Origin of the sequence: Rhodococcus sp. MEB064, assembly GCF_000834565.1 — a bacterium.
Lineage (GTDB): Bacteria > Actinomycetota > Actinomycetes > Mycobacteriales > Mycobacteriaceae > Rhodococcoides.
In genome coordinates this window covers 77,598-103,013 of the sequence record NZ_JXQS01000003.1, presented here as the reverse complement: position 1 = coordinate 103,013, position 25,416 = coordinate 77,598, and the positions used below count along the sequence as shown (strand labels likewise).

Below are 25,416 nucleotides of genomic sequence, written 5' to 3'. Positions count from 1 at the left end.
TCAGCTCGATGCCTTGTAGATCGCGTTGATGGCACCGTTCTCGCCGAACAGGTCACTGTCCACCGCGCTCCAACCGCCGAGGTCGTCGATCGTGTACAGCTTCTGCGGCGTCGGGAACTTGTCGGTGTAGTCGGCGGCGACCGCGGGATCGACGGGACGGAAGCCGTTCTCGGCCCAGATCTTCTGGCCGTCGGCGGTGTACAGGTAGTCGTTCAGCGCGTTGGCCTGCTCGAGGTTGGCGCTGGAGTTGATCACGGCCACGGGGTTGTCGATGCGGAAGGTCTGGTCCGGAACGATGTGCTCCACCGGCTGGCCCTGGCCCTCGAGCAACAGTGCCTCGTTCTCGTAGCTCAGCAGCACGTCACCCTGGCCCTGCAGGAAGGCCTCGGACGCGGAGCGGCCGGAGTCCGGCTGCACAGGGAAGTGCTTGACCAGTTCGGTCACGTAGTCGAGGCCGGCCTGGCGATCCTGGCCGCCGTTGCTGACGGATGCGTACGGCGCCAGCAGATTCCACTTGGCGGAACCCGAGCTCAGCGGGCTGGGACTGATGACCTGGACGTCGGGACGGATGAGGTCTTCCCAGGTCTTGATGTTCTTGGGGTTGCCCGGCCGCGTCACGATGGAGACGACGGAGCCGAAAGGCACACCGCCGTAGGCATTCTGGTTCCAGGCCTCGTCGACCTTGCCGGCTTTGACCAAGCGGGTCACGTCGGGCTCGACCGAGAAGTTGACGATGTCGGCGGGTGCACCGTCGGCGACCTTGCGGGACTGGTTGCCCGATGCGCCGTAGTCCGCGTTGATGGTGACGTTGTCACCGTTCTCCGAGGACGCGAACGCCGCGCCGATGGCATCCCACCCGTTCTTCGGGACGGCGTAACCGACGAGCGTCAGCGACGGACCCGAGGTGGATGCGGCTGTCTCACCGACGGTGTCGGAGGAGCCGGACGAGCAGGCGGTCAGCGCGAGCAGAGCCGCGGCAGCGGCTGTGGACACTAGGCGAACGCGACGTGATGGGAACACGAGTTACCTCTCGGGGACCGCGCCCACCATCGACGGTGGCGCGCGTGAATGTGAAGGGCGGAAAGGTGACGGGACTGATTACGTGCTGACGAGCGGAACGCGCCGGTTCGAGCGAACGGGGCGCGGCGTAAGGGTCAGCGACAGTCGACGTCAGCGACCGCGAGCATGCCCACAGCGATCAGCGCCAGCTCATGGCGGATCGGGTGGGAGGATGCGTCGGACACAGCCGAGAATTTAGCAGAAGGCGGGGACGACTCCGCTATCGAGTCAGCAGCCAGGCGACGATCACCAGCAGAATGAGGGCGATCAGGGCTGATGTCACACGCGAGCGGGGCAACTTCTCTCACTTCTCTTCCGGACGGACGGGGGTGGCCGCCGTCTCTCGACGGAACATCCGACGTCGTGCGTCGAAGAGCGTGGACAACACGATGTCCACGACGTACGCCGTGATCGCGGCGGCCGGTACGACGACAGCCAGCACGACGGCAACCTGCGGGATGAACGGGAGCCCGGCGATCCAGAGTTCCACTCCGTCCCACCACGAGCCCACTGCGTTCACACCCACCGACAGTAGTCGCTTCGACAGTGAGGGCCCAGCAGTGGACTACGGGGGCGGACCACTCCATGATGGGCGAATGAGTCCGTTCGACGAACAGTCCGTGGTTCCCCGCGTCGCGAGCGCCGGTGAAGCCACCTTCGGGCCGGCGTCGGCCGACACACCCGACGAAGGTGGAGCGCTCGACGCGGTCCCCGGCACGTCGCAGACATGGCTGCCCCACCGCACCACGTTCCCCCCCATCGACGACTACGCCTTCCTGTCGGACTGCGAGACGACCTGCCTCATCGCCCGCAACGGGGCCGTGGAGTGGATGTGCATCCCTCGCCCCGACTCCCCCAGCATCTTCGGGGCCGTGCTCGACCGGGGCGCCGGACATTTCCGCATCGGCCCCTACGGGCAGAACGTGCCCGCAGCGCGGCGCTATCTCCCCGGCGGCCTGATCGTCGAGACGACGTGGCAGACCGAGACCGGATGGTTGGTCGTCCGGGACGCTCTCGTCATGGGCAAGTGGCACAACACCGACGAGCGGTCACGGACACACAAGCGCGCACCGTCGGACTGGGATGCCGAGCACTGCCTGATCCGCAGCGTGAAGTGTGTCAGCGGCACGGTCGAGTTGGAGATGACCTGCGAGCCCGCCTTCGACTACCACCGCAAGGCGGCGGTCTGGGAGTACACCGGAAAGGTGTACGAGGAAGCGACGGCCACCGTCAGTGCGGGCGACGGCTCGGAGCCCACCCTGAAGTTGACGACCAACCTGCGCATCGGCCTCGAAGGACGCGAGGCCCGCGCGCGTACACGCATGACGGAGGGCGACAACGTCTTCGTCGCGTTGTCGTGGTCGACGCTCGATCCTCCTAGGACGTTCGAGGAGTCCGCCGAGAAGATGTGGCAGACCGCGGAATGCTGGCGCCAGTGGATCACCATCGGCCGCTTCCCCGACCATCCGTGGCGCGGGTACCTCCAGCGAAGCGCCTTGACCCTGAAGGGACTGACGTACGCCCCGACCGGCGCCCTGCTCGCGGCGAGCACCACCTCCCTGCCGGAAACACCGGGCGGCGAACGCAACTGGGACTACCGCTACGCCTGGGTGCGCGATTCCACCTTCGCCCTGTGGGGTCTATACACCCTCGGCCTGGACCGCGAAGCGAACGACTTCTTCTCCTTCATTTCCGACGTCACGTCGGGCCCGGACGGCAAACCCGTTCCGCTGCAGGTGATGTATGGCATCGGCGGCGAACGCACGCTGGAGGAAGAAGAGCTGGGCCACCTGTCCGGATACGACGGTGCCCAGCCGGTGCGCATCGGCAACGGCGCGTACAACCAGATGCAGCACGACATCTGGGGCACGATGCTCGATTCGGTCTACCTGCACGTGCGGTCCCGTGAGAACGTGCCGGAGTCGTTGTGGCCGTTGCTCAAACGCCAGGTCGAGGAAGCTATCGAGCATTGGCGCGAACCCGACCGTGGCATCTGGGAAGTGCGCGGTGAACCCCAGCACTTCACGTCGTCGAAGGTGATGTGCTGGGTCGCTCTCGATCGTGGCTCCAAGCTCGCGACCTTGCACGGGGAGAAGACGTACGCCGAGCAGTGGAACACGATCGCGGACGAGATCAAGGCCGACATCCTCGAGCACGGCGTCGACGAGCGCGGGGTGTTCACCCAGCGGTACGGCCACGAATCGCTCGATGCGTCGCTGCTGTTGGTCCCCCTGCTGCGCTTCCTCCCGTCGGACGACGAGCGGGTGCGGGCCACCGTGCTCGCCATCGCGGACGAGCTGACCGAAGACGGTCTGGTCCTGCGCTACCGCGTCGACACCACCGACGACGGCCTGTCCGGCGAGGAGGGCACCTTCACCATCTGCTCGTTCTGGTTGGTGTCGGCGCTGGTGGAGATCGGCGAACTGCACCGTGCGAAGCGACTGTGCGAGCGCCTTCTGGGGTTCGCGAGCCCCCTCAAGCTCTACGCCGAGGAGATCGACGCGAAGACCGGACGGCACCTGGGCAACTTCCCCCAGGCGTTCACCCACCTCGCGCTGATCAACGCCGTCGTCCACGTCATCCGTGCGGAGGAAGCGGTGCAGGCCGGGCAGTTCCAGCCTGCCCACGGCCACCACTCCTGACCGGCCCTATCACTCGGGCGTATCGAGCCTCAGGGCGTTGGCCCACAGCCGAGTCGCGGTGTGGACCAACTGCTCCGAGGAGCACGACGGTGCGACGCCGAGGGCGGGTTCGACGACGAAGTGGGTGAACGCCAACCGGGAGATCATGCCGGACAACGCCAGCGAGGCGACGAACGCGTCGACACCGGTGTCGGCCAGTTCGCGTTCCTGGAGGTCGGCGATGCTGCGAGCGTTCCGTCTGATGAACGCGTCCGCACGGTCGCGGCGTAGCCGGCGGAAGTTCGGATCCACCGCCGCGACCTGCTCGAGAACTTCCATCAGCTTCGCGTTGCGCTCGTACGCCTCGAGATACGCCCGGTTGCTGGCTTCGATGATCGCGACCGGATCACCGTCGTCGGGCACGTGTTCGGTGCCCGGATGCATCATGTCGTCCTGAGCGACCTCCAGGACCGCCGCGAGGATTTCTTCCTTGCCCGCGAAGTAGGTGTAGAAGGTTCCGGACGAGCACTGTGCTTCATCGGTGATGTCCACCAACCGGGCCTCGAGGTATCCGGCCCGCTCGAAGACCACGCGGGCGGCAGCGACCAGCGAGGCTCGGGTGCGCACACCGCGACGGGTGACGGGCGGTGTGCGAAGAAGGCCCGCGTCGGCCAGCGACGGAGGTGCGTCGTCCGGTTCCGACACGGTCCCCGTCACTTCTTGGGCTTGTCCGCCGACGCGTCGGTGGACAGTGCAGCCACGAATGCTTCCTGCGGAACGTCGACGCGTCCGATGGTCTTCATGCGCTTCTTGCCCGCCTTCTGCTTCTCGAGCAGCTTGCGCTTACGGCTGATATCGCCGCCGTAGCACTTGGCCAGAACGTCCTTGCGAATTGCCCGGATGTTCTCGCGCGCAATGATCTTCGAGCCGATGGCGGCCTGGATCGGGATCTCGTACTGCTGGCGCGGGATGAGATCTTTCAGTCGCGTGGTCATCTTGTTGCCGTAGGCGCCGGCCGCATCCGCGTGCACGATCGCAGAAAACGCGTCCACCGCCTCACCCTGCAGCAGGATGTCCACCTTGACCAGGTTGGCCGACTCCTCGCCGATCTCCTCGTAGTCCAGGCTCGCGTACCCGCGGGTGCGCGACTTCAGGATGTCGAAGAAGTCGAAGATGATCTCCGCCATCGGAATGGTGTAGCGCAGTTCGACGCGCGTCTCGGACAGGTAGTCCATGCCGCCCATCTCGCCGCGGCGGCTCTGACACAGCTCCATGATCGAGCCGATGAATTCGCTCGGCGAGATGATGGTGCACTTGACCATCGGCTCGAAGACGGCCTTGGCCTTGCCTTCCGGCCAGTACGACGGGTTGGTGACGATGTGTTCCGCACCGTCGTTCATCTCGACGCGGTAGACCACGTTGGGTGATGTGGAAATGAGGTCGAGGCCGAACTCGCGCTCGAGACGCTCACGGGTGATCTCCATGTGCAGCAGTCCGAGGAAGCCGCATCGGAACCCGAAGCCGAGGGCGACGGACGTCTCCGGCTCGTAGGTCAGCGCCGCGTCATTGAGCTGCAGCTTCTCGAGGGCGTCGCGAAGGTCCGGGTAGTCCGAACCGTCCACCGGATAGAGACCGGAATAGACCATCGGGCGTGGTTCGCGGTAGCCCGTCAACGCTTCGGTAGCGCCGTTCTTCGCACTGGTGACGGTGTCGCCGACCTTGGACTGGCGCACGTCCTTCACGCCGGTGATGAGGTAGCCCACCTCGCCGACACCGAGTCCCTTGGTGGCCTTCGGGTCCGGGGACACGATGCCGACCTCGACGAGTTCGTGCGTCGATCCCGTCGACATCATCGTGACCTTCTCGCGCGGCAGGATCTTGCCGTCGACGACACGCACGTAGGTGACCACGCCGCGGTAGGCGTCGTAGACGGAGTCGAAGATCATCGCGCGCGCCGGTCCGTCCGGGTTACCGACGGGAGCGGGCACCAGGCGGACGACCTCGTCCAGCAGTGCCTCGACGCCCATGCCCGTCTTGCCGGACACGCGGAGAACGTCGTCCGGCTCGCAGCCGACGATGTGCGCGATCTCCGCGGCGTAGCGATCCGGGTCCGCGGCGGGGAGGTCGATCTTGTTCAGCACCGGGATGATCGTCAGATCTTTCTCCAGCGCCAGGTACAGGTTGGCCAGGGTCTGCGCTTCGATGCCCTGCGCGGCGTCGACCAGCAGCACTGCGCCCTCGCACGCTTCGAGGGCTCGCGAGACCTCGTAGGTGAAGTCGACGTGGCCGGGGGTGTCGATGAGGTGCAGGACGTGTTCGGTCTCGCCCACCTTCCACGGCAGCCGGACGTTCTGCGCCTTGATGGTGATTCCGCGCTCACGCTCGATGTCCATGCGGTCCAGGTACTGGGCACGCATCGACCGGTCGTCGACGACGCCGGTGAGCTGCAGCATGCGGTCGGCCAGCGTCGACTTGCCGTGGTCGATGTGGGCGATGATGCAGAAGTTACGGATCCGAACCGGATCCGTGAACGTCGTGTCCGCGAAGTTGGTGATGGGGTGCTCCTGACGAGACGGCCGTGGTCACCTACAGAATATCTGCACGTCACCACGGCCGGGGTCCCGGGCGGTAGTGCGTGGTCAGGCCGGGGTGTTCGTCGTGGCAGGGCCGCTTCCGGCGAGTGTGGACGAGAACGCCGGAACCAGCGAGTCCAGCAGGTACGGAAGGCTCAGCGGCGAGGTGAAGTAGATGGCGCCCGCGGTGATGCCGTCGGTGAAGACGAGGCGGTTCTCTCGCACTTCCTCCAGCGTGCCGTAGATCGGCTCGGCCTCGAGGGCAGCACGATCGTCCGGCCCCTCGGTCGCCCAGAGCAGCACGTCGGCGGCGTCGAGAACCGAGAGATTCTCGAGCGGGATGTACGCCTGCGCGTCTTCTTCGGTGACGAACGCATTCAGCTCGGACGGGATCTCGAAGCCCAGCGAGGTCAGGAAGTCCGTGCTCAGACCGTCCTGGTACGCGATGGCCTGGTTGTCGTACAGGGCGTTCTGCAGCAGGACCGCCTTCTTACTTGCGAACTCCGGGTGTGCCTGCGCCGCCTCGCGGTACTGCGCGCGTACGTCGTCGACCAGCGCGTTCGCCTCGGCCTCCTTGCCCAGCGCGAGTCCGATGGTGCGCGCCTGCTGATCCCACGGCTCGAAGTACGGCGAGTCGGGGTCACTGTGCGCGATGGTCGGCGCGATGGCACTCAGACGTGTGTAGTCGTCCTCGCTCATGCCGGCGTTGGTGCCGATGATGAGGTCCGGCTCGAGGGCGGTCACCTTCTCGAACTGGATGCCGTCCGTCTGCGACAGCACCTCGGGATGCGCGCCGCCCAGCAGATCGTGCGCCCACGGCCAGGTGGCGTCGGGCTGCTCGCCGTACCACTCGGTGACGCCGACGGGAACGACGCCCAGGGCCAGCAGGGTGTCCTGTTCGGTCAGCCCGACGGAGACGATGCGCTGGGGGTCGTCGGGCACGACCGTCTCGCCGAATGCGTGCGACACGGTCACCGAACCGTCGGTCGCGGAGTCGGCGTCCGCGCCCGACGAACATGCCGACAGCATCGCCGTCACCGCTACACCCAGTGCCAGGACCGCGCGGCCCCTTCGTCGTACTCCCCGTCGAATCACGTCATTCCCTTCAGCTGTCGAGAACCTCTCGAATCGGGCTCAGGGTAGCCTAAGCTCACTAGCCGTGGGTGAGCGTCGATTCGCATCCTCGGTAGCCTGTCCGGATGGCAACGTTGGCGTCGATCGGCAAGAAACTGGGACGACTCGCAGTAGCGGAGGGCCCACGGCTGTTCCGGCAGCTGCAGAGGTCCGGCGCGCTGGACAAAGTCACCCAGTCCATCGGACAACGGGTCGGTGCGTCGACTGCGACGCCGCCTCGGACCGCACCGTCGGGACGGCCGGTCAGCTCCACGTCGTCGCCCACCGCGGCACGCGCACGACGCATCGAGTACTCCCCCGCGCTCGACGGTGCAGCGGATCCCGGCGAGATCGTCTGGACGTGGGTCGCCTACGAAGAGGACCCGTCACAGGGCAAGGACCGCCCGGTGCTCGTGGTCGGCCGGGACGGATCCACCCTCCTGGGCCTGATGTTGTCGAGTCAGAGCAAGCACGAGGGCGATCGCGACTGGCTCGGGCTGGGCGGTGGATCCTGGGATGCGCAGGGCCGGCCCAGCTGGGTCCGCCTCGACCGTGTCCTCGACGTCCCCGAGGACGGCATCCGCCGCGAGGGTGCCGTGTTGCCGCGCGATCGCTTCGACCTGGTTGCCGGGCGGCTGCGCTCCGACTTCTCCTGGCACTGACTTGCCCGTGCCTGAAGGTCCATAACTCCCTCGGATCGACGGGATTCCGTCGATCCGGGCGAGTTGTGGACGCTCCGACTCGATACGCTCGACAGCACGAGTGTCGAGAATCGGACGCGGCAACCCCTGGCGCAGCAGGGTTTCCCGGTGCTACCGTGCTTCTGCGGATGTGAATTTCCGCCCATTCCCCTCTCACCGGCGGCACATCCCGCGTCACATTCCTTCGAACCATCCGCACTGGTAGTGCGTTCACTGTGACCCTCACGCATTCCCCGGACTCGCTCGACATCGTCAGCGGAGCCCTGTCCCATCTCTCCCACCGTGCCCGTGCACTCGACACCGGGCCGCTCGAAGAGCCTGCGCTGCATATCTTCTCGCACCTGGCCGTACCCCCGGATGCGGTGATCTCGCATCGACGGTCCCTTCCCACCTATCACGCCGCGACCCTCGTCCTCACCGTCCAGGCCTACGCGGACCGCCACTCGGATCCGCCGGAAGCTGCAGCGGCACAACGATGGTCGTCACTCCGCGGCCGCGAAGTTCCCCACGAGGACCTCGTCACGTTGCTGCGATCATGTCACCGCAGTGGCCGCGTCCGAGGAGGCCCCGTCGAGTACCGGTCGGTGGACACCGGTCCCGAGTCGACGATGTCCGTCCCGGCCTTCGGGTTGCTCGACACCTACTCGCCCGGCGGAATCCCCGTGGCGGTTGCGATCCACATCCCGGACCCGGCGCATCAGACGCCACTGCAGATCGAGGTGATCTGCGGCGATCGGGACGCCGGCGCGAGCACGCTGGACAGCATCGTCTCGCTCATGGACGAGCACGACGTCATGCGCGGCCAGGTCCTCACGCTGGGGAGCAGCGGCGGACGGGGCAACGGGCTCGTGGGATTCATGACGAGACCCACCGTCGCGGCCGATGACTTGATCCTTCCCGACGGCACCCTCGAGGCGATGACCCGTCATCTCGTCACCGTCGGATCCTCAGCAGCACGACTACGTGAAGCGGGCCAACACGTGGGTCGCGGCATACTCCTGTACGGCCCACCGGGAACCGGCAAGACCCACACGGTCCGCCACCTGCTCGGACTCGTGCCGGACAGCACAGTCATCGTGCTGACCGGGTCCGCGATGCGCCACATCGCAGAGGCCACCACTCTGGCACGCCGCCTGAGCCCGTCGGTCGTAGTCGTCGAGGACGTCGATCTCATTGCCCGGGAGCGCGAGGAAACGGGTGTGAACTCGCTCCTGTTCGCCTTGCTCGATGCGATGGACGGCATGGACGGCGACGCGGACGTGACGTTCGTGCTCACTACGAACAGGCCCGATTCCATCGAGCGAGCGGTCCGAGACAGACCCGGACGCATCGATCTCGCGGTCGAGATCCCGCTGCCCGACGCCCGCGGTCGCGCCCGGTTGGCGGAGCGCTATCTGTCGGCAGTGGACATGGCAGCCGACCTCACGCCGCTCCTCGACGCGACCGAGGGCGGAACCGCCTCGTACGTAAGGGAACTCGTCCGCCGCATCGTGGTCGCCGCGATCGAGCGCGACGACCACGATGTCGACGGACGCAGAACGATGATCACCGACAGTGACATCGCCGCGGTTCTGACCGCCTGCGTGGACGAGCGTCAGAGACTGACCCGCTCACTGCTGGGCGGATCGAGCGTCACGCCAGGCGGGTGATCTCCACGACCACGTCGAGTTCGGTGGACCCGCCACCGGAGAAGATGCCCTTCAGCGGCGGCACGTCGGCGTAGTCGCGCCCGATCCCTACCGACACGTGCTGCTCGTTGACCGGAACGGCGTTGGTCGGGTCGTAGCCCCACCAGGATCCGGTCCACGCCTCGATCCACGCGTGCGACTGCCCCTCGACCGAATCACCCACCACCGCTTCGGCATTGGGGTGCAGATATCCGGAGACGTAGCGGGCAGGGATGCCGATGCTGCGGAGCAACACCAGCGTGAGGTGTGCGTAGTCCTGGCAGACGCCCTTCTTCTCGGCCCACGCCTCCACTGCGGACGTGTGCACCCCGGTGGTGCCGGGAACGTAGGACATCTCCTGATTCACCCAGTTGCAGACGGCCACCACGGCGTCGTACGGCCCCAGATCCTTCGCCAGCTTCTTCGCGACGGCCGTCAGCTGGCGGTTGCGGGGGACGTAGGTGCTGTGGCCGAGCAACTCGTTGAACCTGTCCACCACGGGGGCGGCGGCCAGGTCCTCCCAGTCGAGGGTCTCCTCCGGCGGGACGAACGCGTCCGTCTCGACGACGGAGGAACCCGCCACCTCGAGGGACGTGTGCGGTGCGTGGAGGTCGAATGCCGTGACCGCGGTGCCCCAGTAGTCGGTGTACCGGTACGACCTGGTCGCGGGATCTGTCTCGACGCGATTGAGAATGACGTTCTGCCGGGTGTCGCTCCGCGGCGTCAGTCGGGCCTCGTTGTACGAGGACGTGACCGGTGCGTCGTAGTTGTACCCCGTGGTGTGCACGACGCGCATCCGCCAGCTCACAGTTCACCCTCCAATTGTGCTTCGTCCGTTCGGCTTCCGGCGTCGGTCCAGGCGACCCAGGGCGCTGCGTGGAAGTACTGCTTGGAGATCGCCTCACCCACCTCGCGGCAGGTCTCCTGCAGCGACATCAGACGGTCCTGCAGGTCTTCGAGCAGAACGCCAGGCTGCAGGAACTCGAGTTCACTGCGCGCGCGGCCGAGCAAGCGCTGCGCCTCGGCCCGGGAACCGACGCGCATGTCCGGGTGGTGGTCCAGGCTGTCCAGGGAGTGCTCGGCCTCGCTCAGTGCGTAGAACACCGAGCGCGGGAACAGTCGGTCGAGCAGCATGAACTCCAGGACGCGCTGGGCGTCGAGAGCACCGCGGTAGGTCCGCAGGTAGGTGTCGTGCGCACCGGCCGACCGCAGCACCGTGACCCACGCGGGAGACGAGGGGCGGTCGCCGGCACGAGCGAGCAGCAACCGGACGGTCATGTCGATGCGCTCCACGGAGCGACCGAGCAACAGGAACCGGTAGCCGTCGTCGCGACTCAGCGTCGAGTCGGCGAGGCCGGCGAACATCGCTGCGCGCTCCTCGATGAACCCGAGGAACTCGTGCGGGCCCAGACGCTTCGACGCTCGAATGCGGTCGCCGAGTGCGTTGTACGTCGTGTTGAGGCACTCCCACATCTCGCTCGACGTGACCTCGCGGGCACCTCGGGCATTCTCGCGGGCACTGGACAACGAGTCGACGATGGATCCGTTGCCCTCGCGGGAGAACGCGACCAGTTCCGTCAACGACCACACGTCCAGGCGCTCGTCGGGAAGCTCGAATCCCAATACGCGCAACAGCACTCGTGAGGTGTGGTCGGGGTCGACCGTCGCGTCCTCGAGCAGCTGGTGCACCGTGACGTCGAGGATGCGCGCGGTGTCGTCGGCACGTTCGACGTAGCGTCCGATCCAGTACAGCGATTCGGCGTTGCGAGCTAACATCAGCGGGCACCGTCCTTCGGGGAGTGGGTCAGCTGTTGCTGCTGCTGTTGGATCTGCTGGCTGTTGAGCTCGGGGCCTTGCTCCGCGGTGGGTGACGACGGGGGTTCGGACACGATCTCCGCCCCACCGAGCTCACGCTCGTCCTCCTTGGTCGCGCGGCCGGCCAGGACCCAGGTGTCCTTGCTGCCGCCGCCCTGGCTCGAGTTGACCACCAGGGATCCCTCGGGAAGCGCCACGCGGGTCAGGCCGCCGGGCAGCACCCAGACGTCGTCGCCGTCGTTCACGGCGAACGGCCGCAGATCGACGTGCCGCGGCGCGAGCTGGTCACCGATCTTGGTGGGCACCGTCGACAGCTGCACCACGGGCTGCGCGATCCATCCGCGCGGATCGGCCCGGATCTTCTTGCTGATCGTGGCCAGTTCCTTGGGCGACGCGTCCGGGCCGAACACGATGCCGTATCCGCCGGAGCCCTCGACGGGCTTGATCACCAGTTCGTCGACTCGGTCGAGCACCTCTTCGCACTCGTCCGGCAGCCAGCACCGGAACGTGTCGACGTTGGCCAGGAGCGGCTTCTCGCCGAGGTAGTACTCGATGATCGTCGGCACATACGTGTAGGTGAGCTTGTCGTCGCCGACACCGTTGCCGATGGCGCTGGAGATGACGACGTTGCCGGCGCGCGCGGCGTTGACCAGTCCGGCCACACCGAGCACCGAGTCGGGTCGGAACTGCATGGGATCGAGGTAGTCGTCGTCGATGCGGCGGTAGATCACGTCGACCTGACGCTCACCCTCGGTGGTGCGCATGTAGACGACGTTGTCTCGACAGAAGAGGTCGCGGCCCTCCACCAGCTCGACGCCCATCAGGCGGGCGAGCAGGGAGTGCTCGAAGTACGCGGAGTTCGCCACCCCGGGCGTGAGGACGACGACGGTGGGATCCGCCTCGTTGATGGCGGCGGCAGCACGCAGCGCGCGCAGCAGGTGTGTGGCGTAATCGCCGACCGCGCGCACACGGTGGCTCGCGAACAGGTCGGGGAAGACGCGCGCCATGGTGCGGCGGTTCTCCATCACATAGGAGACGCCCGACGGCGACCGCAGGTTGTCCTCGAGGACGCGGAAGGTGCCCTCGGCGTCACGGATCAGGTCGATGCCCGCGACGTGGATGCGCACTCCGTTGGGGGGCACGATGCCGAACGCCTCGCGGTGGAAGTGTTCACACGACGTCACCAGGGACTTCGGGACCACGCCGTCGCGCAGGATCTCCTGCTCCCCGTAGATGTCCGCCAGGAAGAACTCGAGTGCCTTGACCCGCTGCTTGATCCCGCGCTCGAGCTTGTTCCACTCGGACGCCGCGATGACCCGGGGCACTTGATCGAGGGGGAACGGACGCTCCTGCCCCTCGAGGGCGAACGTGATGCCCTGGTCGACGAACGCGCGACCCAGAGCGTCGGACCGCGCCTCGAGTTCGGCGGCGTCGGACGGTGCGAGCGCTTTGTGGATCCCTTTGTAGGGACCGCGGAGCCCGCCGTCGCCGTCGAACATCTCGTCGAAGGCGAGCCCGTACTTGCCGATATCGGCGTACCCGTCGAACACACTGGGCCCGGATTGGGACTGTGTCTGCCTGCGAGCCTTCTTCGCCTGTGGCGCTGCCGCTGATCGAGGACTCATGGTGGCCATGCTGCCTCACAGTTCACAATGGGGCACGGTGGACACGGTAATTCTCTGCAACCTCACGAGCCTCCCCGCTCCCCGAGGTCACCGAATTGGGTTCCGTCCCGGGCGCTGGTAGTCTCGTACGTCGGGCGTGGGGACGGTTGTCTGTTCCCGCCGCTACAAGCTTTCACAAGCACTGCACGTACGGCTCGAGAATGTTCCCCGGAGTCAGCCGTCCCGGACCGAGAAGAGACGAAGGATAACTACGCGTGGCCAACATCAAGTCCCAGGTCAAGAGAATCGGCACCAACGAGCGTCAGCGTCTGCGTAACCAGTCGGTGAAGTCGTCGCTGCGGACGGTCATCCGTTCGTTCCGCGAGGCCACCGAGGCCGGCGACAAGACGAAGGCCGAAGAGATCCTGCTGACCGCGAGCCGCAAGCTCGACAAGGCTGCCAGCAAGGGTGTCATCCACAAGAACCAGGCTGCCAACAAGAAGTCGGCACTCTCGCTCGCCTTCAACAAGCTCTGATCGTTCGACAGGTACGTCCGCCGAGCAGACTCATCTCGAGAGTCCCGGTGCAGTAGCTTGATCGGATTCCGCCCCGGGTGTTCACTCCCCCGGGGCGGTTTCGTGTCTGCGGGTCAGCTTCCGGAGCTCAAGCCGGCGACCACGTTCACGGCCCGTTCGACCGCGTAGTCGGCGTCGGCCGCCTGACCTTTGACGTCCGCATTCAAGGCCGCGACGATTCGCAGTGCCTCACCGATCCGCTGCGGATCCCACAGACGCGCCTGCGCCTGCGCCTTCTTGACCTTCCAGGGCGGCATTCCCAACTCCGACGCCATCCGGAACGGGTCTCCCCGCCCCGCGGAACCGACGCGCGCCACCGTGTGGACCGCATCCGCCAGTGCGTCCGCCAGCAGGACGTGAGGGGTGCCGCCGAGCATCGCCCAGCGCAGCGCCTCCAGCGCACCGGCCCGGTCCCCCGACACCGCCTTGTCCGCGATGTCGAACCCGGTGACCTCGGCTCGGCCGGAGTAGTAGCGACGCACGGCGGCCACATCGACCTTGCCCGCCGTGTCGGACACCAGTTGCGAGCACGCCGCGGCGAGTTCCCGCAGATCCGAGCCGATTGCATCCACGAGTGCGGCGATGGCATCGGGCGCCACACGGGTCTCGTGATGCGACCGGAACTCGGCGCGGACGAAGTCGACGCGGTCACTGGCCTTGGACAACTTGGCGCACTCGTGCACGACGGCGCCGGCCTTCTGCAGCACACCCACCATGGACTTGGCGCGACCTCCACCCGAATGCAGGACGACGAGAACGACTCCGTCGATCGGCGAGGCGGCCGCATCCTGCACCAGCGCCACCGCGTCCTTGCCCGCCTCCGCGGCCGAGTCGAAGATGACCACGCGGTCCTCCGCGAAGAGGGACGGGCTGAGCAGCTCGGCGAGTTCGGCGACAGTGGTGTCGCCGGCGCGGAGCCTGTCCACCGGGACGTCTGCCCCGTCGCCGACCGTCGCCTTCTTCATGTCGGAAACGATGGACGACACCGCGCGTTCGACGAGAAGTTCCTCGTCGCCCAGGACGAGGTGCAGGGGTGCGGGACGATCGGATGCGGAACTCACCGGTCGATGGTGCCATGTCTGCCCGACAGGGAACGGTCGCCCGACGTGAGCCTCCTGCCCGACGCGATTCTCCGGATCAGCACAGCCGCCGCGAGCCCGGCCGCTATGGCGACGCCGACCACGACTGCCCCGGCAGGCCCCGTCGGCGTCGACACGGAGGAACCGGGCACGGAGGCGGTCCACGCCGCGACGTTCACCAGCCATCGCAACGGCAGCCACGCCACACCGGCGACGACCGCACCCGCATCGACGTTCACGACGGCGACGACCGCGGCGAGCGCCCCCACCACCGTGACCGGTCCGACCACCGGTGCCGCCACGACGTTGGCGATCACCGAATACAGCGAGAACGTCCCCACCATGGCCGCGACCAGCGGAGCCGTCACGACATGGGCGGCGAGAGCAACGGCAACCGCATCGAGGACCGGACGCCGACGCGGCTCGTCGTCGGGTCCCGTGCCCGCGAGGAACTGTGTGATGACCGGTGCCACGACGACCAGGGCCGCCGTTGCCGTCACCGACAGCGCGAACCCCCACGACACCGCCAGCGCGGGGTCCACGGCCAGCAGGAGGAGAACCGCGGTACACAGCGCGGGCATGACGTGACGGCGCCGACCCGTCATCACCGCGAGCAGTCCCAGCACACCCATGACCGCCGCGCGCAGCACGCTCGGCGAGGGCCGGGCCACGACGACGAAGGCGACGAGAACGATGCCGGCGACCACCGCGGTCGTGCGGGGACCGACCGTGAGCAGCCGAGCGAGGAGAACGACCGACCCGACGAGGAACGTGAAGTTCGCGCCGGACACGGCCGTCAAATGTGACATTCCGGCTGCGGCGAACGAATCCTCAACGGCAGGAACGAGACCGGAGCGATCCCCGACTACCATGCCGGGCAGGAGACCCGCCTCCTCCGCGGGCAGCGCTGTCTCCGACGCGTCGGCGAGGGCGGCGCGGATGCGTCCCGACCACCTCAGCGCGGCGGAGGGTTGCCCTGCATCGGGAGGACCCGTGGCGCGGGCGACAGCGTCGACGGCACCCACTCGGTCGGGTACGGCCAGGATCGCGCGGAACGTCACTGCCGCACCGGGTTCGAGGTCGATCCACCCGTCGGGGGCACCGAAGACGGTGATGCGGGCCGACCCGTCCACGACCTGTCCGCGCAGTGTGACGCGATGGGCGCGCACCGGGACGACGACCTGATCGGCGAACGATCCCGTGATGCGCCGGGGATCGTCGGTGACGACTCCGACCACGGTCGCGGACGATCCACGCTCGGCGCCCTCGCGCACCGGACCGGTGGTGACCGAATGGAGCCGTAGAGACGCCGCCACGGCGAAGCCGGCGGTCACTCCCAGGGCCGTCAGGAGGACGAGGGCAACCGCTGGGGCCCGGCCACGGCGCCGGAGTGTCGCTGCGACACCGGCTCCCACGACACACACCATCGCGAGCACGAGCGCCGACACCCAGCCGAAGGCCACCGCCACGATGCAGGCAGCCCACGCCCCGATCGCGGCGGGAACGAGCCGCAGGTCGGTCGCGGGACGTTCCGTCACGGCGTCACCAGATCTTTCAGGCGGCTCAGACGCGTGGGCCCGATTCCCGGCACCTCGGACAGCTGATCCACCGAACTGAACTGCCCGTTCTCGGTGCGCCACTCCACGATTGCGCTCGCCGTCACCGGTCCGACTCCCGGCAACGCGTCCAGTTCGGCCTCGGTTGCCTCGTTGAGGGAGACGGTGCCACCGACGGGCTCGGCGGCGTCGCCGTCCGCACTCGGTGGTCTCGCGGGACTCGCCGTGGGCACCGAGCCGGTCGTGGATCCGACGACGATCTGGTCCCCGTCCGACACCTTCTGGGCCCAATTCAGTCCGAACAAGTCCGCGTCGTCGCGCCGGCCTCCGGCTGCCGCGACAGCATCGGCGATGCGGGCCTCGGCCGGCACGGTGACCAAGCCCGGCCGCACGACGGCTCCGAGCACGCTGACCACGAGCAGGGACGGTGGTTCGACCGGTGACGCCACTGCCGCGGGCACCGCGTCGAGTGCGGGAAGTGGGGGAACCGGAGACACCTGCGGCGAGTCCCGCCAGACCAGTGCGGCGGTCGCCGCCACCACGACGGCGACCGCGACGGCCAGGGCACGCGCACCGCGCGAGCCGGGGTTCACCCGCAGGCGTGGGCGCGCTCGTTCGGGAGGGTCGAGTGCCGTATCGGGGACGTCGGCGTCGGTCTCGAGGGACATGAGCGCGACGCTAGGCCACGCCTGCGACTCCTCGGCCCCTCCGCGGCACACCCTGTGGATGACCGGGGTGCCTGTGGACAGGCGGCCGGATCAGGCCCGGACGGACGCCCGCACCGCGGCGAGGACGGCCTCGGCGACGCGCTCATGAGCGTCCCAACCCCAGTGGATTCCATCGGGATTGGCGTTGCCGGACACGATGTTCTCCTCGACTGCGTCCTTCAGATCCACCAGCTCGAGACCGTGTTCGGCAGCCCAGGCCGTCGTCGCACGGACCGCTGGTTCCCGACCGGCGTGTACGCGACCGTACGCATCGCACCGGTGCACGGACGGAAGCGTCGCGACGACCGGGATCTCGGGGCGGACGGCGGCGACGGCGGCGCGGATCTGCTCGAGGTAGTCGACGCTGAGGTGCGGAGGCAGAGCCACCGGTCGACCGAGGTGGGAGAGGCGAGGCTGCAGCCAGCCGTACGCGGCGCGGACTCCCCGTCGCAGGATCGGCGGACGAACGTAGCGGATCTGCTCCCGCAGCGCGGTGGGCAACGGTGACGGGAGCGAGTCCATACCGCCCGTCGCGAGGACGAGGGCAGCGGCGTTCGGGATCGCCGCCCACACCCGCGGATCCTGCGTCAACGCCCACCACGCGTCGCGACACGTCCATCCGATGCGTCCGACGAGTTCGACGTCCCAGCCCAGTTCACGCCCGACGATGGTCGGCCAGATCTTCGGGTGATCGGCCGCGAGGCCGCCCTCGGGACCGTAGTAGGCGAGCGAGTCGGCAATGACGAGCAGAACCGGACGATCGGCCATCAGAGCACGTCACCGGCCACGGCGGCGGTGGCGTTCCACACGTCCAGACGCCACGACGGTGCGCTCCCGTGTGCCGCGACCTGCACCCAGCTGGCGTTGCCCAGACCGCCGAGCACCGGCCAGCGGTCGACGGGAAGGTCCAGCAGGGCCGCCGTCAGCGCAGCGATAGTTCCCCCGTGCGCGACCACGACGACCGGCGACGTGGTCCACGCAGGATCGTCCAGCAACTCGTCGATCAGCGGCATCGACCGCTTCGCGACGTCGACACGCGACTCACCGCCCGGGGGACGGAATTCCGCGTCGGCACGCCAGGTCTCGCGGATTCCGGGCGAGACGTCGTCGACATCGAGATGAGTGAGTCCCTGCCAGTCGCCGAGATGCGTCTCCCGCAACCGCTCGTCCAGCTCGACGGGCACGCCCGTCGCCGTGGAGAGAGCCGACGCGGTGTCGTGCGCTCGCCGGAGGTCGGAGGACACGATGCGGTAGGGCTCGCGGGTCGCCAGTTCGCGCGCGGCCACCTCAGCCTGTGCACGGCCGACGTCGGTGAGCTCGGTGTCCAGGTGCCCCTGCATGCGCGAGGCGGCGTTGTACTCGGTCTGGCCGTGCCTCAGCAGAACCAGTCGGCGGACGGCAGGTGACGCTGCCGTCACTCGTCTACGCGAGTGTCGTCGGCCAGATCCTCGTCCGCCAGTACGTCGTCCCCCAGGTCTTCGTCTGCAAGGTCGTCGTCCTCGGCGATGTAGTCGTCGGTGCCGTGATCGTCCGTGCCGTACGTGGTGGTGCTGTCGACGGCGCCCAGACCCTCGATCTCGAGGACCGGGCAGTCCTTCCACAGACGCTCGAGGGCGTAGAAGTGCCGCTCGTCGTTGTGCAGCACGTGAACGACGACGTCGGCGTAGTCGAGCAGAGCCCACCGGCCTTCCCGTGTTCCTTCACGGCGGACCGGCTGGTGACCGGCGTCGCGCAGCTTCTCCTCGATGTTCTCGACGATGGCGTTGACCTGACGCTCGTTGGGTGCCGACGCGATGACGAAGCAGTCGGTGATGACGAGCTGGTCGGAGACGTCGAGTGCCATGACGTCGGCGGCGAGCTTCTCGTCCGCAGCGAGTGCGGCGATGCTGGCGACCTGGATGGCCTCGGGTGTTGCGCTCACGTGGTGTTCTCCTGATTTCGGATACTTCGGGTATTTCGGGTGTGTCAAGCAGGTCGGTCGTCGGTCACGTGTGTCGGTGCGGGCTCCGAGACGGTCGCGACGCCGTCGTCACGCTGCTCCCCTGCCCGCCGGTACAGATCACGCTTCGAGATGTACTGGACGACGCCGTCGGGAACGAGGTACCAGACGGGCCGGTTCTCGGCCGCTCGACGTCGGCACTCCGTCGAGGAGATCGCGAGGGCCGGGATCTCCACCAAGGTCAGGACGTCCTTCGGCAGGCGCTGAAGGTACTCGGCCAGGTGGTCCGCACCCAACTCGTACCCCGGCCGGGACACTCCGACGAACCGTGCCAGTTCGAAGAGTTCCTGCCAGTTCTGCCAGCCGAGAATGCTGCCCAGCGCATCCGCGCCGGTGATGAAGAACAGCTGGTCTCCGGGGTGCTGGCGCGAGAGATCCTGCAGCGTGTCGACGGTATAGGTCGGTTTGGCTCGGTCGAGGTCGACCCGGCTGACGGAGAAGCGCGGATTGGACGCCGTCGCCACCACCGTCATCAGGTAGCGGTCCTCGGCGGGGCTGACCGAACGATCCTCCTTCTGCCACGGTTGACCCGTGGGGACGAAGATCACCTCGTCGAGATCGAACCTGTCCGCGACCTCACTGGCGGCCACGAGGTGCCCGTGATGAATGGGATCGAATGTGCCGCCCATGACACCGAGGCGTCGTGGGCGTCTGCCCACGGGCTGCGTCGTCGGTTCCTGCACGAGGGTCGACTCTACGTGGGGGCGGCCGTCCCCGGTGCGCTGCACGCCGTCAGGAGCCGGCGGGGAGCAATCTGCTCACGACATCGGCCAGTTGCGACGCCGATCGGCACTCGTGCATCTGCACGACCCGCCGGTACACGTCGGCAGCGGAGTCGCCGGAGCCCCACTGCGCCGTCGGTTCCGGATTGAGCCAGTGCGCGTGCTTGGCGACGGTGACCATCTGCGCCAGCGCCTCGATCTTCGGGTCCCGATAGTTGGTCCGGGCATCGCCCAGGATCAGCAGCGACGACCGCGGCGTGAGCGACGTGAGGTGGTGGGCGACGAACGTCTCGAAGGAGTGGCCGTAGTCGGAGTGTCCGTCGTAGGTGATCAGCTCGGATTCGGCCACCATCCGCGACATGGACTCGGCGAACGACGTCCGCGCGAGGGTGGTGTCGAAGAAGCGGGTCACCTCGTCGGCGGCGTCGATGAAGGCGAATACGCGGACGCGGGAGAACTGCTCGCGCAGGGTGTGCACGAGTAGCAGGGTGAACTGGCTGAACCCGGCCACCGACCCGGACACGTCGCACAGGATCACCAGTTCCGGGCGGGCCGCGCGAGGCTTGCGATTGACCAGGTCGATCGGCACACCGCCCGTGGACAGTGATTTCCGCAGCGTCCGCCGCAGGTCGATGGACCCGGCACGTGAGCGTCGTCGGCGCGCGGCCAGCCTGCTCGCCAACAGTCGGGCGAGGGGGGCGACGTTCTTGCGGAGCGCCGCCAATTCCGTCTCGGTGGCGCGGAGGAAGTCGACGTCCTCGGCCAACCGCGGCACTCCGTACGACGCGACCCGTTCCTTGCCCAACACCTCGGCGGTGCGCCGACGTGTCTCCTTCTCGATCATCGACCGGAACTCGGCGATGCGGACCGCCGCGGTCCGGCGTGCCAACTCGGACTCGAAGTCGCCCGACGTCGGGTTGCCGGGATCGGTGGACCGGCCACGCAGACCCTCGAGGATCTTCGACATCAGCGTGCTCGGCTCGACGGCTCGCAACGTCTGGTACTCGGAGAAGGACTCGCCCTTGCTCGAGCTGTACTTGCCGTAGGTGTCGACGATGTCGCCGACGAGGCTCTGCACCTGCGCCATGGCCTCGGCGGAGCCCTCCGCCAGGAGTTCGGCGAGGACGTGCTTGAGCGCATCGAGATCGACGGTGCCGTCCTCCGCCAGTGGCGGCCGCACGGCCGAGTCGTCGTCCTGCGTCCGGGAACCCACCGCCACCGGAAACCAGAGGTCGAACAACGCATCGAACGCGGGACGGTGGCCCGGCCGGCGAACGAGTGAGCACGCCAGCCCCTCACGGACGACCTCGCGATCGAGCAGGTCGAGGACGGCCAGCACGGATCCTGCGTCGACGGTTTCCGACGGCCCCACATCGATGCCGCGCCGCCGCAGTGCCTCGACGAACCCGACGAGGTGCGCGGACAGACCGGTGACGTCCGAACCGGGAGCGCTGGGCTGGGCCATGCGTGTCAGCCGAGTCGCAGTTCGGCGATCGCGCGCTCCTGGTCCGACCGGTGCTTGAGGATGACGCCGAGGGTGGATCGCACCGCCGCATCGTTCACGTCGTCCATGCCGAGCGCGAGAAGCGTTCTGCCCCAGTCGATCGTCTCGGCCACCGACGGCAGCTTCTGAAGTTGCATATCGCGCAGCACCTGGACGGTGCGGACCATCTGCTCCGCCATTGCGGCCGGCAACTGGGGAACACGGCTGGCGAGGATGCGACGCTCGAGGTCCGCGTCGGGGAAGTCGAGGTGCAGGAACAGGCAGCGACGCTTGAGTGCCTCGGAGAGCTCACGGGTCGCGTTCGACGTCAGCACCGTGAACGGACGGCGTGTCGCGGTGATGGTTCCGAGTTCCGGAACCGTGATGGCGAAATCGCTCAGCACCTCGAGAAGAAGTCCCTCGATCTCGATGTCGGCCTTGTCGGTCTCGTCGATGAGCAGCACGGTCGGATCGCTGCGGCGGATCGCCGTCAGCAGGGGGCGCGAGAGCAGGAACTCCTCGGAGAAGACGTCGTGCCGGGTCTCGTCCCACCCTGCGCCGGAACTGGATTGGATGCGCAGGATCTGCTTGGCGTGGTTCCACTCGTACAGCGCGCGAGCCTCGTCGACACCTTCGTAGCACTGCAGGCGGATCAGTTCCGCGCCCGCAGCCTGGGACACGGCACGCGCCAACTCCGTCTTGCCGACGCCGGCGGGGCCCTCCACGAGGAGCGGCTTGCCCAGGCGGTCCGCGAGGAACACCGCGGTGGCAGTGGCCTTGTCGGCCAGGTAGCCGGTGGCGGCGAGTCGCGTCGACACGTCGTCGACGTCGGAGAAGAACGGGACCGTGTCGTGGGCAGTCTGGGTCACGCGGGTGGCCTTTCGTACGGAGTGGAAGTGGGAGTCAGGCCGGACGGATGTGGCCGTCGCCCTGCACGATCCACTTGGTCGAGGTGAGTTCGCGGAGACCCATCGGGCCGCGTGCATGCAGTTTCTGGGTCGAGATGCCGATTTCGGCGCCGAAGCCGAACTGCTCACCGTCGGTGAAGGCGGTGGACGCGTTGACCATGACGGCGGCGGCGTCGACACGCATCGTGAACGCCCGCGCCGCAGCGAGATCGGACGCGACGATGGCCTCGGTGTGCCCGGTTCCCCAGGTGTCGATGTGCTCGATCGCCGCGTCCACGCCGTCGACGACTGCCAGAGCGATGTCGTCGGACAGGTACTCCGTTCCCCAGTCCTCGTCCGTCGCAGGAATGAGACCGGGCAGGTCACCGTGGATGCGAACGCCGTTGTCGGACAGCGCCTGTATCAGTCGGGGAACGGCCACGTCGGCGATGGCGGCGTCGATCAGCACGGTCTCGGCCGCGTTGCACACGCTGACGCGTCGGGTCTTGGCGTTGAGCACGATGCGCTCGGCCATGTCCAGGTCGGCGGAGGAATGTACGTACACGTGGCAGTTGCCGACGCCGGTCTCGATGGTGGGGACCGTCGCGTCCCGCACGACCGCCGAGATCAGGCCCGCGCCGCCGCGGGGGATGACGACGTCGACGAGGCCGCGGGCACGGATCAGGTGGGTCACCGTGGATCGGTCCTCGCTGGAGAGCAGCTGTACGGCATCCGCGGGCAGCCCGATGGCGCTCAGGGCGCTGCGCAGGACACCGACGAGCGCCTCGTTGGACCGCGCGGCGGAGGACGACCCACGCAGCAGCACGGCGTTCCCGGACTTCAGCGTCAATCCGAACGCATCGACGGTGACGTTGGGCCGCGCCTCGTAGATCATGCCGACGACGCCCAGCGGTACGGCCACCTGACGGATCTCCAGGCCGTTCGGCAGGGTCCGGCCGTCGCGCATCTCCCCCACGGGGTCGGGAAGCGACGCCACCTGCCGGAGTCCCGCGGCGATGCCGTCGATCCGGTCGGGCGTCAGGCGCAGGCGGTCCAGCTGCGACGGCGGAGTTCCCGACGCGTCGGCGGACTCGAGGTCCACGGTGTTCGCGGCGAGGATCGCGTCCGACGAGGCGAGCAGCGCGTCGGCCGCGGCATGCAGCGCGTCGTTCTTCTGCGCGGTCGTGAGCAAGGCGAGAGCACGGGACGCCACCCGCGCGCGGCGAGCGGCAGCGTGAACCCCCGCCTCCAGGTCGACGCCGGTGCTGGTCGTGGTAGCAGTCACACAGCCAGGATAGGTCAGAGGCCGGTCGGGAATGTTCGGGGCGTTCGGTGGTTCTTCCGAGGGAGAGCAGGGGTATCTCGTGCGCCTGCAACCGGACATGGAAGGACGCCGTCGTGAGTGTGTTGTTCGAACCGTTGACCCTTCGTGGAGTGACTGTGCCGAATCGGGTGTGGATGTCGCCGATGTGTCAGTACTCGGCCGATGCCGAGGGTCCGAACACCGGAGCCGTCAACGACTGGCATCGCACGCACCTCGAGTCCCGCGCCGTCGGCGGTGTCGGGATGGTCATGACCGAGGCGGCTGCCGTCAGCCCCGAGGGACGCATCACCCCGTGGGACCTCGGCATCTGGAACGACACGCAAGCGGATGCGCTGGCCGAGGTGGTGGCCTCGATCACCCGATATGGCAGCGTTCCGGCCATCCAGCTCGCGCACGCGGGCCGTAAGGCATCGACCGAGGCACCGTGGCGCGGCGGGAAGCCGCTGGCTGCGGACCACGCGTTGGCGTGGGAGACGGTCGGCCCCAGCGCCGTCGAGTTCGGGCACTACCCGGCTCCGCGCGAGATGACGATCGCGGACATCGACCGCGTCGTCGACGACTTCCGGTCCGCAGCGATCCGCGCCGACCGGGCAGGTTTCGAGGTGGCCGAGGTGCATGCGGCGCACGGCTACCTGGCGCACCAGTTCCTCTCCGCCGCCAGCAATCTGCGCACCGACGAGTACGGCGGCAGCTTCGACAACCGCATCCGCTTCCTGCTGCGTCTGGTCGACGCGGTCCGCGAGGTCTGGCCCGCCGAGAAGGCCGTGTTCGTACGGGTGTCGGCAACCGACTGGACCGGCGAGGAGCGCGGCGTCGACTCGGAGGCTTGGACCCCCGATCAGACCGTCATGCTCGCGGACCGCCTGACCGATCACGGAGTGGACCTGGTCGACGTGTCCACCGGTGGCAACGTCGCCAAGGCGTCGATTCCGGTCGAACCCGGCTACCAGGTCCCGTTCGCTCGGCGCATCCAGAACGAGACGACTATGCCGGCAGCGGCGGTGGGCTTGATCACCGAACCGAAGCAGGCCGAGGACATCGTCAGCACCGGAGAAGCCGTGGCCGTGTTCCTGGCTCGCGAGCTCCTGCGTGACCCCTACTGGGCACGGCGGGCAGCACGCGAACTGGGTGCCGAGATCGCCCCCGGCACTCCCCCGCAGTACGAGCGGGCGTTCTGAGCCCTCGCCTTCCCCCCGCGAGTACGGTCATATCGTCGTGATCCGAGCCTCGTCAGCGACGGTATCGACGTACTCGCGGGAGTAGGACCAGATGACGGCGCCGACCAACTCGACGGCCAGGCGGGCCGGACGAGGGTTGTCGGGCTCGATCATCGCCTGCGACATGGCGCCCTCGAACGCCGCCACGACACCGCGACCCAACGTGTCGTCGTCCACCGCGACCTCCCGGCCGAACAGAGCGAGTCCGCGAACGATCATGGGCCGCAGAGCTTCTCGCAACGCTGCGCGGTGTTCGGTCACCAGCACCGCCAGTTCCGGATTGCGCGCGGCATGGGCGCCGAACTCCGCCATCAGGACGTGCCACGACACGTCGACGACCAGGCCGCCCAGCGCCTCGACGACGAGGTCGAGGAACTCGCGGCTGTCCGTCCGATCGCGGCGGATGTCGCCGTAGTCGACGGCCTCGATGGCGGCCCGGACCCGCTGCGACACCACCGCCGCCTGACGCGTCCAGAGCGCCAGGAACACCTCGTCCATGGACGAGAAATTCGAGTAGAACGCCCCCCGCGTGTACCCCGCGCGCTCGCAGATCTGCTCGGGCGTGGACCGGCCGAAACCCCGCTCGAGGAACACGTCCTTCGCTCCGTCGAGAACGCGCTCACGGGTTTCCGCCCTGTTCCGCGATCGCCCGGGTGTTCCTGCGGTCACGTTGCCTCCGTCGTTCGTGTGGTGCATGATCGTCCTCGACACCTA

Annotated in this window: 25 protein-coding genes; 5 read left to right on the top strand and 20 right to left on the bottom strand. The window is 67.8% G+C overall.

Annotation, left to right across the window (positions count from 1 at the left end):
• From RU01_RS01915 to RU01_RS01910, 3 genes are all read right to left on the bottom strand, one after another.
• Positions 1-993, bottom strand: a complete 993-nt coding sequence (locus RU01_RS01915; protein WP_231568560.1) for a sulfate ABC transporter substrate-binding protein — start codon at positions 991-993, stop codon at positions 1-3.
• A 161-nt stretch (positions 994-1,154) separates the two neighbouring features.
• Positions 1,155-1,244 carry an Ms4533A family Cys-rich leader peptide gene (locus RU01_RS23515; RefSeq protein ID WP_442970429.1) on the bottom strand — a complete coding sequence of 30 codons (90 nt, stop codon included), beginning with the start codon at positions 1,242-1,244 and terminating at the stop codon, positions 1,155-1,157.
• A 119-nt stretch (positions 1,245-1,363) separates the two neighbouring features.
• Positions 1,364-1,570 (bottom strand): hypothetical protein, encoded by a 207-nt coding sequence (locus RU01_RS01910; protein WP_442970430.1) that lies wholly within the window; start codon positions 1,568-1,570, stop codon positions 1,364-1,366.
• 85 nt (positions 1,571-1,655) lie between these two features.
• On the opposite strand from RU01_RS01910, the gene RU01_RS01905 reads away from it, so the two are divergent.
• The gene (locus RU01_RS01905; protein WP_082042813.1) at positions 1,656-3,701 is read left to right on the top strand and encodes a glycoside hydrolase family 15 protein; all 2,046 of its coding nucleotides are present in this window, start codon (positions 1,656-1,658) and stop codon (positions 3,699-3,701) included.
• Positions 3,702-3,710: 9 nt separating this feature from the next.
• On the opposite strand, the gene RU01_RS01900 is transcribed toward RU01_RS01905, so the two are convergent.
• The 3 genes from RU01_RS01900 to RU01_RS01890 all read right to left on the bottom strand — a co-directional run bounded on the left by RU01_RS01900 (position 3,711) and on the right by RU01_RS01890 (position 7,282).
• A complete protein-coding gene (locus RU01_RS01900; RefSeq protein ID WP_231568559.1) occupies positions 3,711-4,385 on the bottom strand; it encodes a TetR/AcrR family transcriptional regulator in 675 nt (224 codons plus the stop codon).
• Positions 4,386-4,393: 8 nt separating this feature from the next.
• The gene (gene lepA / locus RU01_RS01895) at positions 4,394-6,235 is read right to left on the bottom strand and encodes a translation elongation factor 4 (protein WP_082042812.1); all 1,842 of its coding nucleotides are present in this window, start codon (positions 6,233-6,235) and stop codon (positions 4,394-4,396) included.
• 84 nt (positions 6,236-6,319) lie between these two features.
• The gene (locus RU01_RS01890) at positions 6,320-7,282 is read right to left on the bottom strand and encodes an iron-siderophore ABC transporter substrate-binding protein (protein WP_052493081.1); all 963 of its coding nucleotides are present in this window, start codon (positions 7,280-7,282) and stop codon (positions 6,320-6,322) included.
• A 170-nt stretch (positions 7,283-7,452) separates the two neighbouring features.
• On the opposite strand from RU01_RS01890, the gene RU01_RS01885 reads away from it, so the two are divergent.
• Both RU01_RS01885 and RU01_RS01880 read left to right on the top strand, forming a co-directional pair.
• Entirely contained in the window at positions 7,453-8,028 is a 576-nt protein-coding gene (locus RU01_RS01885) for a type II toxin-antitoxin system PemK/MazF family toxin (RefSeq protein WP_042572804.1), read from the top strand.
• Between the two features lie 254 nt (positions 8,029-8,282).
• Positions 8,283-9,716 (top strand): AAA family ATPase, encoded by a 1,434-nt coding sequence (locus RU01_RS01880; protein ID WP_052493071.1) that lies wholly within the window; start codon positions 8,283-8,285, stop codon positions 9,714-9,716.
• On the opposite strand, the gene RU01_RS01875 is transcribed toward RU01_RS01880, so the two are convergent.
• The 3 genes from RU01_RS01875 to RU01_RS01865 are packed head-to-tail and all read right to left on the bottom strand — an operon-like array spanning position 9,700 to position 13,174.
• Positions 9,700-10,530 carry a transglutaminase family protein gene (locus RU01_RS01875; protein ID WP_082042811.1) on the bottom strand — a complete coding sequence of 277 codons (831 nt, stop codon included), beginning with the start codon at positions 10,528-10,530 and terminating at the stop codon, positions 9,700-9,702. The genes RU01_RS01880 and RU01_RS01875 overlap by 17 nt on opposite strands.
• Positions 10,531-10,538: 8 nt before the next feature.
• Positions 10,539-11,510: an alpha-E domain-containing protein gene (locus RU01_RS01870; RefSeq protein WP_042572802.1), complete on the bottom strand. Its 972-nt coding sequence runs from the start codon at positions 11,508-11,510 to the stop codon at positions 10,539-10,541.
• Positions 11,510-13,174 carry a circularly permuted type 2 ATP-grasp protein gene (locus RU01_RS01865; protein WP_442970428.1) on the bottom strand — a complete coding sequence of 555 codons (1,665 nt, stop codon included), beginning with the start codon at positions 13,172-13,174 and terminating at the stop codon, positions 11,510-11,512. Before RU01_RS01865 ends, RU01_RS01870 begins: the two co-directional genes overlap by 1 nt.
• 254 nt (positions 13,175-13,428) lie before the next feature.
• Between RU01_RS01865 and rpsT the strand changes: the two genes are divergently transcribed.
• Positions 13,429-13,689, top strand: a complete 261-nt coding sequence (gene rpsT / locus RU01_RS01860; protein ID WP_042572800.1) for a 30S ribosomal protein S20 — start codon at positions 13,429-13,431, stop codon at positions 13,687-13,689.
• Positions 13,690-13,802: 113 nt separating this feature from the next.
• On the opposite strand, the gene holA is transcribed toward rpsT, so the two are convergent.
• The 10 genes from holA to RU01_RS01810 form a co-directional block, all read right to left on the bottom strand.
• Positions 13,803-14,789 carry a DNA polymerase III subunit delta gene (gene holA, locus RU01_RS01855; protein ID WP_042572799.1) on the bottom strand — a complete coding sequence of 329 codons (987 nt, stop codon included), beginning with the start codon at positions 14,787-14,789 and terminating at the stop codon, positions 13,803-13,805.
• Positions 14,786-16,345 (bottom strand): ComEC/Rec2 family competence protein, encoded by a 1,560-nt coding sequence (locus tag RU01_RS23295; protein ID WP_042572798.1) that lies wholly within the window; start codon positions 16,343-16,345, stop codon positions 14,786-14,788. The genes holA and RU01_RS23295 overlap by 4 nt, the downstream gene beginning before the upstream one ends.
• Positions 16,342-17,031: a ComEA family DNA-binding protein gene (locus RU01_RS01845; protein ID WP_042572797.1), complete on the bottom strand. Its 690-nt coding sequence runs from the start codon at positions 17,029-17,031 to the stop codon at positions 16,342-16,344. The genes RU01_RS23295 and RU01_RS01845 overlap by 4 nt, the downstream gene beginning before the upstream one ends.
• 90 nt (positions 17,032-17,121) lie before the next feature.
• Positions 17,122-17,838: a diglucosylglycerate octanoyltransferase gene (octT, locus tag RU01_RS01840; RefSeq protein ID WP_042572796.1), complete on the bottom strand. Its 717-nt coding sequence runs from the start codon at positions 17,836-17,838 to the stop codon at positions 17,122-17,124.
• Complete coding sequence (locus RU01_RS01835) at positions 17,838-18,488, bottom strand: histidine phosphatase family protein (RefSeq protein ID WP_042572795.1); 651 nt, start codon at positions 18,486-18,488, stop codon at positions 17,838-17,840. The genes octT and RU01_RS01835 overlap by 1 nt, the downstream gene beginning before the upstream one ends.
• Entirely contained in the window at positions 18,485-18,991 is a 507-nt protein-coding gene (rsfS, locus tag RU01_RS01830) for a ribosome silencing factor (protein ID WP_082042810.1), read from the bottom strand. The genes RU01_RS01835 and rsfS overlap by 4 nt, the downstream gene beginning before the upstream one ends.
• A gap of 44 nt (positions 18,992-19,035) precedes the next feature.
• Complete coding sequence (nadD, locus tag RU01_RS01825; protein ID WP_268793346.1) at positions 19,036-19,752, bottom strand: nicotinate-nucleotide adenylyltransferase; 717 nt, start codon at positions 19,750-19,752, stop codon at positions 19,036-19,038.
• A gap of 49 nt (positions 19,753-19,801) precedes the next feature.
• Positions 19,802-21,256 carry a vWA domain-containing protein gene (locus RU01_RS01820; protein WP_042572793.1) on the bottom strand — a complete coding sequence of 485 codons (1,455 nt, stop codon included), beginning with the start codon at positions 21,254-21,256 and terminating at the stop codon, positions 19,802-19,804.
• A gap of 5 nt (positions 21,257-21,261) precedes the next feature.
• The gene (locus RU01_RS01815) at positions 21,262-22,143 is read right to left on the bottom strand and encodes an AAA family ATPase (RefSeq protein WP_042572792.1); all 882 of its coding nucleotides are present in this window, start codon (positions 22,141-22,143) and stop codon (positions 21,262-21,264) included.
• Between the two features lie 34 nt (positions 22,144-22,177).
• Positions 22,178-23,446 (bottom strand): glutamate-5-semialdehyde dehydrogenase, encoded by a 1,269-nt coding sequence (locus RU01_RS01810; protein WP_042572791.1) that lies wholly within the window; start codon positions 23,444-23,446, stop codon positions 22,178-22,180.
• A 113-nt stretch (positions 23,447-23,559) separates the two neighbouring features.
• Between RU01_RS01810 and RU01_RS01805 the strand changes: the two genes are divergently transcribed.
• A complete protein-coding gene (locus tag RU01_RS01805) occupies positions 23,560-24,663 on the top strand; it encodes an NADH:flavin oxidoreductase/NADH oxidase (protein ID WP_042572790.1) in 1,104 nt (367 codons plus the stop codon).
• Positions 24,664-24,690: 27 nt separating this feature from the next.
• On the opposite strand, the gene RU01_RS01800 is transcribed toward RU01_RS01805, so the two are convergent.
• Entirely contained in the window at positions 24,691-25,371 is a 681-nt protein-coding gene (locus tag RU01_RS01800; protein ID WP_197074651.1) for a TetR/AcrR family transcriptional regulator, read from the bottom strand.
• Positions 25,372-25,416 lie beyond the last annotated feature (45 nt).